The 13,062-nt window shown below is 62.4% G+C and carries 8 protein-coding genes; 3 read left to right on the top strand and 5 right to left on the bottom strand.

The window, feature by feature from the left end; all coding sequences use genetic code 11:
* Positions 1-38 precede the first annotated feature (38 nt).
* Positions 39-1,433 carry an efflux RND transporter periplasmic adaptor subunit gene (locus ACFELO_RS13240; protein ID WP_440958242.1) on the bottom strand — a complete coding sequence of 465 codons (1,395 nt, stop codon included), beginning with the start codon at positions 1,431-1,433 and terminating at the stop codon, positions 39-41.
* On the opposite strand from ACFELO_RS13240, the gene ACFELO_RS13245 reads away from it, so the two are divergent.
* Complete coding sequence (locus tag ACFELO_RS13245; RefSeq protein ID WP_440958243.1) at positions 1,353-1,925, top strand: TetR family transcriptional regulator; 573 nt, start codon at positions 1,353-1,355, stop codon at positions 1,923-1,925. The two genes, ACFELO_RS13240 and ACFELO_RS13245, sit on opposite strands and share 81 nt — an antisense overlap.
* A gap of 28 nt (positions 1,926-1,953) precedes the next feature.
* On the opposite strand, the gene ACFELO_RS13250 is transcribed toward ACFELO_RS13245, so the two are convergent.
* The 3 genes from ACFELO_RS13250 to ACFELO_RS13260 form a co-directional block, all read right to left on the bottom strand.
* Positions 1,954-3,900, bottom strand: a complete 1,947-nt coding sequence (locus tag ACFELO_RS13250; protein ID WP_440958244.1) for a BCCT family transporter — start codon at positions 3,898-3,900, stop codon at positions 1,954-1,956.
* 15 nt (positions 3,901-3,915) lie between these two features.
* A complete protein-coding gene (locus ACFELO_RS13255; RefSeq protein ID WP_440958245.1) occupies positions 3,916-5,940 on the bottom strand; it encodes a tetratricopeptide repeat-containing sulfotransferase family protein in 2,025 nt (674 codons plus the stop codon).
* Between the two features lie 95 nt (positions 5,941-6,035).
* Positions 6,036-8,654 (bottom strand): TonB-dependent receptor, encoded by a 2,619-nt coding sequence (locus ACFELO_RS13260; RefSeq protein ID WP_440958246.1) that lies wholly within the window; start codon positions 8,652-8,654, stop codon positions 6,036-6,038.
* Between the two features lie 352 nt (positions 8,655-9,006).
* Here ACFELO_RS13260 and trhO point away from each other — a divergent pair, with 352 nt between their 5' ends.
* Together trhO and ACFELO_RS13270 are read left to right on the top strand one after the other, a co-directional pair.
* Complete coding sequence (gene trhO / locus ACFELO_RS13265) at positions 9,007-9,945, top strand: oxygen-dependent tRNA uridine(34) hydroxylase TrhO (RefSeq protein WP_440958247.1); 939 nt, start codon at positions 9,007-9,009, stop codon at positions 9,943-9,945.
* A complete protein-coding gene (locus ACFELO_RS13270) occupies positions 9,938-10,573 on the top strand; it encodes a glutathione S-transferase (protein ID WP_440958248.1) in 636 nt (211 codons plus the stop codon). Before trhO ends, ACFELO_RS13270 begins: the two co-directional genes overlap by 8 nt.
* An 11-nt stretch (positions 10,574-10,584) precedes the next feature.
* On the opposite strand, the gene ACFELO_RS13275 is transcribed toward ACFELO_RS13270, so the two are convergent.
* Positions 10,585-12,909, bottom strand: a complete 2,325-nt coding sequence (locus ACFELO_RS13275) for a TonB-dependent receptor domain-containing protein (protein ID WP_440958249.1) — start codon at positions 12,907-12,909, stop codon at positions 10,585-10,587.
* Between the last annotated feature and the right edge of the window lie 153 nt (positions 12,910-13,062).

Below are 13,062 nucleotides of genomic sequence, written 5' to 3' on the forward strand. Positions count from 1 at the left end.
AGACTTAAGGGGGGATGGGACCAGACGGTGTGCGCGCGCTATTGAGCGATGCGCGCACTGCCCGCCGGCCGGGTTTGAAGCGTGGAGCCAGACTGCGCATCCGCAGGCTGGTGGACGATCTCGCCGCCCGGACGCACCTGGACCGGGCTGCCCGGACGCAGGTTCTGAAGCCCGCTGACCAGCACCGGCGTATCCGCCGACAGGCCATGCACCACCTGAAGATTGTCCACCGTGGGGCCCAGCGTCACCGGCTGCGGCGTCGCCACATCACCTTCGCCAAGCACATAGACATAACGCCGGGTCGCATCGGAGAAGATGACCGTCTTGGGCACCAGCAGCGCCTGATAGGGAGCGGAGCCGCGCACACGGATCGTGCCCAGCATGCCCGGACGGATCAGCCCGTCCTCATTGTTGAACTCGGCCCGCATCAGGATCGAGCCCGTGCCCGCCTCCACAGCGTTGTCGATGAAGTTCAGAACCCCGTCATGGGTGAACTCGGTCTCGTCCTGCAAGCGTACCTGGACCGGCGCGCCCAGACCGGCGCCTTCCTCACGCTGATAGCGCAGGAAGATGCTTTCAGAGGCGTAGAACGGGAATTGCAGCGGGTCGGTCTGGACCACGGTGATCATCGGTTCGCCCGCAGCCGAGACGAGATCGCCCGGATCCACCATCCGCTGGGACAGGCGCCCCGCGATGGGAGAGCGGATCTCGGTGTATTCAAGCTCAAGCGCCGCTGACTGAGCCTCAGCCTGCGTCGCCGCATAGGCGGCTTGCGCCGTGGCGGACGCCGTGCGGGCCTGTTCGAGCTCTTCTTCGGAAATGGCGTCCGCTTCACGCAATTGCTGGGCGCGGTTGAGATCGGCTTGCGCCTGATCTCGGGTGGCGCGCGCCTGTTGCGCACGGCCGCGCGCGGCGTTTGCCGTCGCCTGATACGGGCGCTGGTCGAGTGTGAACAGAAGGTCGCCGGCTTCCACCAGCGCGCCATCCTCGACATGAACCTCTTGCAGATAGCCGCTCACCCGTGCCCGAATGGTCACCTGTTGGGGCGACTCAAAGCGTCCGGTGAATTCATCCCAGTCTGCAACCTCGAGGCTGAGGGGATTTGCGGATTGAACCACCGGAGCGGGTGGTGCGTTGTTTTCTTCAGCGGGCGCTTGTCCGCAGCCCGCAACAAGAACAAGCGCCGCAATCGCGGCGCCTGGGAGGCCAAAACGAAATGACATGGGGGAGGACCTTCCGTTGAGTGCGTCTAAACGTCTTTTGCTTTTGTCATCGGTTGATGACATATTGTGCAGCGCACACAGAAAGTCAACAGCTGAAGACATGAGAATAGTTCTCAGAAAGGCCGGAATTTGAACTGCGGTCCCATCACCAAGAATCGCAATGCGACGGAAGCCAAGATCCTGGATGCGGCGCGGCGGCTCTTTGCCCATGACAGCTATGACAATGTCGGCATTCGCGATATCGCGTCTGAGGCGGGCGTGGATTCCGCTCTGATCGGACGCTATTTCGGGTCCAAGGAAGGCTTGTTCCTCGAAGCGCTCGAGAACGGTCGCAGCGATCCCGAATTCCTGCAGGAAGGCCGCTGCGGCATGGCGGCGCTCGCCGCCGAAATGCTGACGGACGGCCCGCAGGATGACGACAAGCTCATCGATCTCCTGATCATGCTGAACTCGGCCAGCTCCAGCAATGCGGCTTGCGCCGTGCGCGACTCCATCGAGACCCGCTTTCACAAGCCGGTGGCCGCCCTTCTGGGCGGCGAGCAGAGCGATCTGCGGGCGCGCCTGTTCGGCAGCGTCCTGATGGGCCTCGCCATCAGCCGCACCATCATGGGCCCCTATGGCGTTCCGGACGAAGAAGCCATCAAGCTCAAGGAGCGCATCCGGACCATTCTTGAGGACACCCTGGCGCCCTTCCCTGAGTAATCAGAACGACGCCAGAGCCTCTCTTGCGCTAGTTCACATTCACCAGATGGTGGATCCACTGGCGGTGACGCTCATAGTGGCGGATCACATCGCGGATGATCTGCGTCTTGGAATAGCCGTAGATGCAATAGTGCTGACCGCCTTCGGCCAGGAACACTTCACCGCGTGAGTTTTGCTGGCTGACGCTCGAGCCCGGCACCGCCGTCTCGTCATAGCTCTTGAGCTCGACGCCATAGACGAAGTCGGGCTGCTCGCCATGTTCAATCGTGAGCCAGATGCGGTCTTCCTCCTCCGCGCTCTCAATGCGGGCGCTCAGGCCCTGGCTTTCCATTTCCGGCACGATGTCCTGAAAGGCCGGCTCAACGCAGTCCTTCATCCAGGCGCGCACGTCCTCAGGCTTGGGCGTTGAGAACATCAGCTTGAGCCGCGTGCGCCAGGGCACGGCAGCGCCTTCCACGGGCAATTGCGGTGCGGACTTTGCGCCCGCCCGACGCGCGGTCTCCATGGACCAGGCGCGCATCAGGCCCACAAACGCCAGGAAGATCACCAGCGTGAAGGGCAGCGCAGCGGCGATCGTCGCCGATTGCAGCGCGGCGAGACCGCCCGTGAGCAGCAGCACCGCCGCAACGACGCCTTCGAGCACCGCCCAGAAGAAGCGCTGCCAGAGCGGCGGGGTCAGCGAGCCGCCAGAGGCCAAAGTCGCCTTCACCAGAGAGCCCGAATCCGAAGACGTCACAAAGAAGGTCGTCACCAGAATGATCGCCAGCACCGATGTGACGGCGCTGAACGGCAGGGTGTCGAGGAAGGCGAACAGAACGAGCGGCGTATTCCCGTCCCGAACCAGCTGCAGGATCGGGTCGGCCATGCCGTTCACCGCCTGCAGGAGCGCGGAATTGCCGTAGATCGTCATCCACAGGAAGGTGAACAGGGTCGGGCCGAACAGGACGCCGAAGATGAACTCACGAATGGTCCGGCCACGCGAGATACGCGCGATGAACATGCCCACGAACGGCGACCAGGAAATCCACCAGCCCCAGTAGAACAGCGTCCAGTCATTGACCCAGACGCCATCGCCATACGCGTCCACATTGAAGGTCAGCACCGCCAGCTGGTCGATATAATCACCGATATTCTGAACATAGGCCCCGATCAGGAACAGCGTGGGTCCTGCGATGAAGACAAACAGCATCAGGGCGATGGCGAGGAACAGATTCCATTCGCTCAAACGCTTGATGCCGGCATCGAGCCCGGCGAGCACGGAGGTCGTCGCAAGCGCCGTGATCAGGCCGATCAGCACCACCTGAACGCCGGGCGAGATGGGCAGGCCGAAGAGCGTGTTCAGCCCGGCATTGATCTGGTTCACGCCATAGCCCAGCGAGGTCGCGACGCCGAACAGGGTCCCAAGGATCGCCACCACGTCCACGGCATGACCGATCGGGCCGTAAATACGGTCCCCGATCAGCGGATAGAGCGCCGACCGGATCGTCAGGGGCAGGTTATGACGGAAAGCGAAATACGCGAGGCTCAGGCCCACGATCGCATAGACCGCCCACGCATGAATGCCCCAGTGGAAGAAGGTCAGAACCATCGCCTGCTCGGCGGCCTCGACCGTCTCGGGATCCCCCAGCGGCGCGGCGATATAATGGGTCAGCGGTTCAGCCACCGCAAAGAACATCAGGCCGATGCCCATGCCCGCCGAGAACAGCATGGCGAACCAGCCCAGAAAGCCGTATTCGGGCTCGGAATCGTCCGGTCCCAGCTTGATCTGCCCCCAGTCTGACAGCGCCACAAAGACCGAGGCGACCAGAAACACCCCCACGCCCACCGAATAGACCCAGCCGGCCTTCTCGGTGATCATCATGCGCAGGTCCACGAACAGGGCTTCAGCTGAGTCTCCCGCCAGAACCGCATAGGCCACCCCGGCGAATATCAGGACAGCGGCCGGTATGAAGACGGCGGGTTCAAACTTCTTCATGCGGTGGTCCTCTCGTTATGAGCAGGCGGCAATGTCGAGCGGGGCGTCCCGGCGCCAGTCGTCCCTCACAGGGCCGAGGGCGTCGCGCAGCGGGTCGAGCCAGGCGTCATACGCCTTCCATTGCTCAAGCCCCCTGGTGTTGATGGGCTGGCGCACCTGTTCGGAACTGGCGGTGCGCACTTCGCGCCGGGTCTTGTGAAACTCGACGCAGGCCGCTTCGAAGGGCAGGCCGCAATAGTCGAGAATGCGCCGCACCTGGGTTTCCAGATCCGCCACCACATCTTCGTGAATCACACGCAGGATCTGGCCGGGCATGACGGCGTCCCAATGATCCATCAGATCGACATAGCCGCGATAATAGGCGCCGATCTCTTCCAGCCCGTAGGTGAACTCCTGGCCTTCGGCAAAGAGCTGTTTGAAGCCCGACACGCAGCACGCCATCGGATGACGGCGCGCATCAATGATCTTCGCATTGGGCAGAATGGCCTTGATCAGCCCGATATGCCGAAAATTGTTCGGCATCTTGTCGGTGAAGAAGGGCGCGCCCTTTCTATGGATCGCCGTTTCTTCCAGATAGCGCCGGCCCAGCTTTGCGAGTGCCTCGCCATCGAGCTCTGACAGGATGCGCGGATAGCGCGTCTTGTCGCTGGCGCGCTGACGCCCGCGCAGGGAATGGCTGATCGAGATAATATTGGGCAGCTCCAGCGTGCCGTCCACCTGGGAGTGGGAGGCGAGAATCTGCTCGAGCAGGGTCGAGCCCGCACGCGGCAGTCCGACAATGAAGATAGGGTCAGGCGACGGGTCGCCCTTGGGCGCAGACGGCGTGAACAGTTCGGGCGTGCAGTATATTTTCTGCGCCTCGAACTCGCGCTCGATCTGGTCGGTCGTATAACGCGTCTGACGGGTCTTCAGCGCATTGCCGGACCGGTAATGCTCGAAGGCAGAGGCGAAATCGCCCTCGTCCTCGAACGCCTTGCCCAGCGCGAAATTGAGATTGATCCGGGTCTGTAGCGGCTGTCCCGGACGCGCGTCCTCGGCCTGCATCACCGCGCGCTCATCGGCGCTGAAGCGGTAGGTTTTCAGGTTCGCCAGCCCGTACCAGGCGTCGCCATGGGCCGGATCGGTTTCACAGGCGGCCTGGTAGGAAGCGATGGCGTCTTCGGACCGCCCCCAGGTTTTCAGCGCATGGCCGCGCGAAGTCAGCGTCGCCGGGTCACCCGGCGCGCGTTCCAGCACCTGATCGAACAGTTCGACCGCGCGTTCATAGTCGCCGGTCTGCATGCGCTCGATGGCAAGCTGGGAGATGAAGACCGGGTTCTTCGGATCACGATCGTAAAGCGCCTGCGCCTCTTCGAGGGCTTTCTCGAACTTCTGACGCTTTCTGAGAACGCGGATATAATCCACGCGCAAATCGGCATTGTCGGGCTCGAAGGTCACGGCGCTCTCGAGCAGGAATTCGGCGTCTTCCAGCACGCCCAGGCGCGAGCCGATCTCGGCGAGAAGTCGCATGCCGGCAACGTCCTTGGGATGCTGGGTCAGCCAGGACCGACACAGATTCTCCGCCTTCAGAAGACGGTTTTCATGCAGATGATGCATGGCGGCCTGCAAGGCGGGCGGCAGCGCCTTGATCTGCGCGGCCTGCAGATCGGCCATACGGGCGTCCTCGGTCCGCCCCTGAGCGGCGAGGATCCGGGCTTGCGCGCTCCAGGCGGCGTGAAGCGCCGGATTGGCGCGGACAGCGGCGCGATAGCTTTCAAGCGCTCGCCCCGTCTCGCCCTGATCACGGAACAGGTGCGCGTCTTCCTGCAATGCGCGTCCGAACTCCGGCGCGATGCGCAGTAGATGGTCCAGCGTGCTGCGGGCCGCCTGAGTATCCTTGAGGTAACGCTGACAGACTGCACGCATGTAGAGCGCATCCACCAGATCCGGGTCGGTGTTCAGGACCGGCTCGAGAACTGAAAGCGCCCTGTCAAAAGCGCCCGTGCGCATATGCGTCTCCACCGTGCGGAGGGCCTCAGTCTGGATTTCGTCAGCGGACATCACGTCTCCATAAAACACGAACCGGCGCTCCATGTGAAATGGAGCGCCGAGACCGTGAGAACACCCGGCCTGTGCATCAGGCCGGGTGTTTCAACCTAGTAGGAAATGCCGAAGCGAATTCCGTAGGTGCGCGGGCGCATCACGGTGACGCGCTCGCGATCGTTGACGAAGTTGTTGGCCAGCTCGGCGTTCTCGTTAGTCACATTGTCCACGTAGAACTCCGCGCTCCAGTTGTCCGACGTCAGACCCGTACGCAGGCCCAGCGTGGCGTAGCTGTCCACGTCGATCGCGTTGATCTCGATGATGTCGGACCGGCTGTCGCTGGAATAGATCACCTGACCCTGAACGTGAGCGGTCCAGGCGTTCTGCAGCTGCCATTCATAACGCGCACGCGCATTGAGCTGCAGGCTCGGCGCATAGGCCAGCTCTTCCCCCACGACCACATCGTCGGTCGGGGTCAGCACTTCGGTGATCTCGGAATCGAGCATGGAGAAGGCGCCCGACACTGTCAGCCCCGGCACATCCGCCGGCGCCCAGGTGACATCACCCTCAATGCCCATGATCTCGGCGTCTGCGGCGTTATCAGAGAAGAACAGGTTCACGATCGACGGATCGAAGATCGTCGTCTGCAGGTCCTCGATCTCCACGAAGAAGGCATTGCCGTTAAAGCGCAGCTGATCTTCAAAGAGGTCGAGTTTCCAGCCCAGCTCGTAATTGGTCAGCTCATCGGAATCGATCGCGAACGGCACGGTATAGCCATTCGGTCCCGGCGCGCCGCCCGGACGGTTCAGCAGACCCGGACGGAAACCTTCCGAATACGTGGCGTACAGCAGAACGCCTGCAGCCGGGGTCCAGGTTCCGGTGAACTTGAAGATGGCGCCGTCGGTTGCAGCCACATCGGGAGCCCGCGCGGCGTTGAAGATCTGCTGGGCCTGCGACTGGCTGAGCAGCGGATCGATCGCCATGATGTCGGCGATGGACTGGGTGTCGTTATAGGTGATGTGGCGGCTGGTGTCGCAGGTGCCGCGGAAGGTGTACTCGCCATCGCCATTGTAAAGATCGGAGATGTCGGTGCCGAACGCGTTCGCGTCGGTCCCGCCCGAGTTACAGAAGGACGCGTTGGCGCTGCCCGCGAGATCCACTTCGATGTCGTAGTACCGCGCGCCAGCGGTGACAGCGAACACGCCCGGCACGAGATCATAGCTCACCTCGCCGAACAGACCCATCTGCTCGTCGGTGCGCTTGACGTCATTGCGGAAGATCACGCCTTCAGGGAACGGCCCCGGATCAGAGGTGAAACCCGTGGTGAACGGGAAGTTCGGCGCGAACGGACCGAACGGGTCCGCATCGATCATGCCGTAATAGGTGAAGTCGTTGCGTTCCTCGACTTCGGTGTGGGAGTAGAAACCACCCGCCGTCACGCGCAGACGTTCTGATTGCGGCGTGTTGAAGCGCAGCTCGTGGCTCTCGACCTGAGTGTTGGTGGTGGAATCCACCAGCGATTGCGGGCTGTAGCAAGTGCCCGACGGGGCGGCGGCGCCCGGATAGGTCACAGAGCCTTCGCAAGTGTAGTACGGGAAGTACTGACCCACGAACATGTACTCGGTGTAGTCGATGATCTGGTCGGTATCACGATCGGTGAACGCACCGGTATAGACCACGTCCAGCATCGCGACCCGGCCTTCCAGCGTCCAGGCGGCGTTGACGAAGTCATCCTGCAGCGTCTCGTCGGAATAACGCGAGACTTCATAGTCATCCAGATCCGGATCCTGGAAGAACACGCCATCAGAATCGAGCTGCTGGCTCATCGCCGAAACGGTCAGCCGCCAGTCATCATTGAACTCGTAGCGACCCGAAATGCGGAAGCCCGAATAGGTGGTGTCGTTGAAGTCATCCTCGACCAGCGCGGCGTTATCCGCATCGATAAAGGTGACGGCGGACAGGTCGGCGCCAGCCTGGAAGCCTGCGCGACGCGCGCTGACCGGCACGCCATTGGCGCGCACCGTGCCTTCAGGGCGGAAGCGCGCGGATTCAGACGTGTTCACCGTGCCCTGGACGTTATCGATATAACCGCCCTGCTGATCCCAGAAGCCCACCAGACGCAGCGCGAAATTCTCGCCCACTGGCAGGTTGACCATGGCGTCGGTCTTGTAGCTGGCTTCGCCGCCTTCGGTGAAGGACAGGCCGAAATTGGCCGCCGCTTCATAAAGGCCGATGGCCGGCTTGTTGGTGATCATGCGCACGGTGCCGGCCTGCGAAGACGCGCCAAACAGGGTGCCTTGCGGCCCGGGCAGCACTTCCACGCGCTCAAGGTCAACCGCATAGACATCCAGATTACGACCCGGCTGCGCCAGCGGCTGCTCATCAAGATAGAAGGCCACGTTCGGAGCGAGGCCCGCAACGCCCGCCGTGGTCATGTTCGGCGTGGTGGAGGCGATGCCGCGGATATAGATGGTGTTCTGGCCCGGCCCGCTGCCGCCGGCGGTCACGCCGGGAAGCTGGACCAGATAGTCCGCGAACACGTCCACATCGAGTTCTTCAAGATCATTTGCGCCAATCGCGGAAACGGCGACAGGAATGTCCTGGGAATCCTGTTCGGTCTTGGTGGCGGTGACGACAATACGATCCACCTGCGCCATTGCGGCGCCGCTCATGGCCACACCCATGGCCGCGGACAACATGGTGCTGGCGAGAACCCGGTTCTTGAGACCCATCTTTAAGCGCTCCGATTGTTTATGATTGCTCCGATGTAAACAAAGCATTCCGCACTGACCAGCCATGCTTTCGCCACAAAGCTTTTGCGGCGCACAAAATCGGGCCCACAGAGCAGACCCAACTCAGATTAACAGTTTTATTACAGGGTGATATTGGAAAATGTTGTTGAAAAACAACACCTGAAAAGCGTTTCCGGAACGCTGCTCCTTGCCCGGCGCGCGCCACATTCTTCATTCGTATTGAAATGATGAGGAGCGCGCATCTTCAACAAGATATTTCGAACTCTGAGCTTTGACCACCGCTCTGCGAACCCCGGTACCCCTCACCCCCCATTTTTGGCATAACAGCGCCATGAGCCAGTTCCGCGTCGCCGCCCTTTACAAATTCACACCGCTGCTAGCCGACAAGGCGCTGCAGGACCATTTGCTAAGCGCCTGTCACGCGCACGGCGTCATGGGAACGCTGCTGATCGCCCGCGAAGGCATCAACGGCACGATTGCAGGCTCGCCGGACGGCATCGAGGCCGTGCTGAATGTGATCCGCGCCCTGCCCGGTTGCGCCGATATCGAGCACAAGGATTCCTTCGCCAGCGAGCAGCCCTTCCTGCGCATGAAAGTGCGACTCAAGAAGGAGATCGTGACCCTTGGAGTGGAAGGCGTGGATCCGACCCGCGCCGTGGGCTCCTATGTGGAGCCTAAAGACTGGAATGATCTGATCAGCGCGCCGGACGTCGTCACCATCGATACGCGTAACGCCTATGAAGTGCGCATCGGCCAGTTCAAGGGCGCGGTCGATCCTGAAACCACGAGCTTCCGTGAGTTTCCGGACTGGTTTCGCAAGTTCCGCGAGACCCGGCCCAATGCCCGTATCGCCATGTATTGCACCGGCGGTATTCGCTGCGAGAAATCGACCGCCTTCGCCCTCGCTGAAGGCCTTGATGAGGTCTACCACCTCAAGGGCGGCATCCTGAAATATCTCGAGACCGTGCCCGAGGAAGAGAGCCTGTGGGAAGGCGAGTGCTTCGTCTTTGACCGGCGCGTCGCTGTGGGTCACGGCCTGAAGGAAGGCGATTACACGACCTGCCATGCCTGCCGCGAGCCGCTGGGCCCGGAAGACCTCAAATCGGAGTTCTTCACCCCCGGCGTCAGCTGCCCGCACTGCCATGAGGCGCGCACCGAAGAACAACGCCAGCGCTATGCCGAACGCCAGCGTCAGGAAGCCGCCGCCGCACAACGCGGGGAACGCCATCTGGGTGCGGTGCTCGACACGCAGACCCGACCGGATGACTGAGCCCAAGCCCATCCTCTATTCCTTCCGCCGTTGCCCCTATGCGATGCGCGGCCGCATGGCGCTGGACGCCTCGGGCCTGGACATCGAGCACCGCGAAATCCTTCTCAAGGACAAGCCTGCCGAGATGCTGGCCGCTTCGCCCAAGGGCACGGTGCCCGTGGTCGTGCTGCCGGACGGGCGCGTGATCGAGGAAAGCCTTGATGTCATGCTCTGGGCGCTGGAACAGAACGATCCCGAAAACTGGCTGTCGCCCCCCTCGGGGGAGCAGGCGGAGATGGAGGCGCTGATCGCCGCCAATGACGGTCCGTTCAAGCATCATCTGGATCGCTACAAGTATGACACGCGTTATGACGGGGCTGTGGCGGACGACCACCGCGACGCCGCCAGCGACCATCTGAACGCCCTGGAAGACCGCCTCAGCAGGACGGACCAACTCCTCGGCGACGCCCCCTGCCTCGCCGATATCGCGGTGTTCCCTTTTGTGCGTCAGTTCGCCAACACTGATCGCGACTGGTTTGACGCCCAGCCCTGGCCAAACCTGCAACGCTGGCTCAACGGGCATCTGACCTCGGAGCGGTTCACGCGGATCATGCAAAAGCACGACCTGTTCGTCTCGTCCGGAACCTGAGCTCGCCCGCTCTAGAACCGGCCCTGAAGCTCGATGCCGATTGATCTGGGACGGGGGCGCGACGCCTCGCCCGTTACAGCGGCCACCGTGTAGAGCGCCCCGTCCTCATTGCCGAGATTGCGCGCAAAGACCGTAAGCGCAAAGCGGTCGCTCTCGATCCCGAACCGTCCGTTCACCAGCAAAATCTCGTCGCTTGGCGCATAGATCGTATAGGCCGGATTGGTCCGGCTGGACGTGAAATTCATATCGAGCCGCGCCGAGATCGCATGATCGCTCGAGATCGGCCGGATGTAATCCAGCGACGCGCTCGCGGTCCATTCAGGCACCATTTCCGGCGCGCTGCCCGCCACGATGGGCGAACCGGGTACGTCGCTCTCATACTCGGCATTGATATAGGACACGCCGAGATTGGCGGTCACGGTCTGGCTGAGGCTTTGACCCAGAGAGACTTCCACGCCGCGCGAGACAATCGAATCCGCGCTGGCCAGCCCGCTGAGCGTATCGGTGAGTTCAAACCGGCTCGCCGGATCCGTCCACTGGCTGGCGTACACCGCCCCCTGAAGCTGGGTGCGCCCCGAGAACAGGGACAGTTTGGCGCCCAGCTCACCGGACCAGAGGCTATCGGGCTCCAGCGTTTCAGGCAGATCAAGACCCAGAGATTGCGCCACCAGAAGCGAGGACAGCGGCTGGGACTGCCCGCCGCGTCCGCCCCGCGCAATACTGGCGTAAAAGAGGGCGTTGTCGCGCGGCTCATAGCTCAGGATGAACCGCGGCAGCACCAGAGAATTGCGATCCTCGATCCGGTTCTGACCGGACAGGCCCTGAACGCTGTCCTCCCCTTCATAGACATAGCTTGACGTGAAATAGCGCAGCCCCGCCGCCAGGCTGAAGGTCCGGGTCAGCTGATAGTCGAAATCGGCGAACAGGGCGTGCTCATGACGGATCAGATGATCATCGGTATCCAGCCCCAGCGCCAGCGCCTGGACATGTTCGTCCCGGACCGCCCGGCGATAGTAATACCCGCCCGTCCAGCTCAGGCGGGACGGCGCCTGACGCGTTACCAGAAGCTCGTGTGTCTCCACTTCCAGCCCGATATCAATGTCGTAGAGCTGGTCGGACAGAAAAGAAATACGGTCATAGGCAAAGTCGTTATGGCCAAAATTATAGCTGATCTCATGGCCTTCGACCTCCAGCGCCACCCCGGCGGAGACCTGGTCATAGGACTGCTCGGCCGGCACATTGGTGCGGGTGCGCCCGTCTTCATCCGCGCTGGCGCTGGCCGCATTCGTGCGATCGTTGGACCAGATCGCGACATCAACGGTCAGCGCCTCGATCGGGGTGACGCGCAAGCGCGCGCGATAAGTGACAGAGTCCACATCATTGACGTTATTGGCCTCGTCCGCATCGATCCAGCCGGCCCGATGATCGTCCATCGCCACCAGACGCAAGGCGGCGACATTGTCCACCAGCGGAATATTGGCCATGGCGCGCACGCCATGACTGACCGAGCCGCCCTGGGTGGCCTGGGTCCAGACTTCGCCCAGACCTTCATAGGTTTCAGGGTCGGGTGCGCGCGTGATGATGCGCACCGTGCCGCCCAGCGAGCCCTCGCCAAACAGCGTGCCCTGAGGTCCACGCAAGACCTCGACCCGTTCCAGATCAAAGGGTTGGACATTGGGGTTCCACGGCACGGACACGCCGGAGAAGGGGACATTGTCGAGATAATAGCTGTTGGCGTTGCCGCCCAGCGAGGTCCCGATGCCGCGAATGGCCAGTTGCTGGAAGACCGTGTCCGAGCTGACCGAGACGCCTGGGGAATACTGGATGAAATCGGAGATCTCGAGCGCGGTCAGCCGGTCGATCTCAGATTGGGAGAACGCCGTGACCGCAACGGGCGTATTCTGCAGATCCTCGACCCGTCGGCGCGCTGTCACCACCATCACGTCCACTTCGTCCCGGGGCTGAACAGGCCCATCCTGAACGGGACGAACAACGGGCGTCGCCGGGGGCCGCGGATCAGACGTCGTGAGGGAGACCACAAACACCCCGGACTCAGTCCGGCTGTACTCCGCGCCCGTGCCTTCGAGAATCGCTCTGAGCGCAGCCTCGGGCGCAAGCCCGTCCGGGATCGGGTTGGCGGTCAGATGCGCCAGGTCTTGAGGCGAGAAGAGGATGCTGACACCGGTTCGCTCAGCAAATGCCGACAGGGCGTCGTTCATTGGTCGGGACGGTGAGCTGTCATCATTCGCCCAGGCAGAGGCCGCAGACATCAGACAGCTGGCGATAATCGCCAGCAGCCCGTGAACATGCGGTCTGAGACTCCCCTGTCCCGACATGGGCTGACGCTCCCGTCCTCCTGCCCTCTCTGTCACCGGCGACGCCGGCGCCTCAAGCGTGTGACTGTCCTACACTTCCGGGTCTTGAATAAAGCTTGCTCAAGCAGTCAGAGCCGTTTGCACGCCCCCTCGGGGAGACGCGCCCCGCTCAAG

The sequence above is a fragment of the Oceanicaulis sp. LC35 genome, assembly GCF_052055585.1.
GTDB lineage: Bacteria > Pseudomonadota > Alphaproteobacteria > Caulobacterales > Maricaulaceae > Oceanicaulis.

What these genes read in the sequence shown, in the direction of transcription:
- ACFELO_RS13250 (WP_440958244.1), bottom strand. Translation starts at nt 3,900, where the DNA reads ATGAAGAAGTTTGAACCCGCCGTCTTCATACCGGCCGCTGTCCTGATA.
- ACFELO_RS13270 (WP_440958248.1), top strand. Translation starts at nt 9,938, where the DNA reads ATGACTGAGCCCAAGCCCATCCTCTATTCCTTCCGCCGTTGCCCCTAT.
- trhO (WP_440958247.1), top strand. Translation starts at nt 9,007, where the DNA reads ATGAGCCAGTTCCGCGTCGCCGCCCTTTACAAATTCACACCGCTGCTA.
- ACFELO_RS13240 (WP_440958242.1), bottom strand. Translation starts at nt 1,433, where the DNA reads ATGGGCAAAGAGCCGCCGCGCCGCATCCAGGATCTTGGCTTCCGTCGC.
- ACFELO_RS13275 (WP_440958249.1), bottom strand. Translation starts at nt 12,909, where the DNA reads ATGTCGGGACAGGGGAGTCTCAGACCGCATGTTCACGGGCTGCTGGCG.
- ACFELO_RS13260 (WP_440958246.1), bottom strand. Translation starts at nt 8,654, where the DNA reads ATGGGTCTCAAGAACCGGGTTCTCGCCAGCACCATGTTGTCCGCGGCC.
- ACFELO_RS13255 (WP_440958245.1), bottom strand. Translation starts at nt 5,940, where the DNA reads ATGTCCGCTGACGAAATCCAGACTGAGGCCCTCCGCACGGTGGAGACG.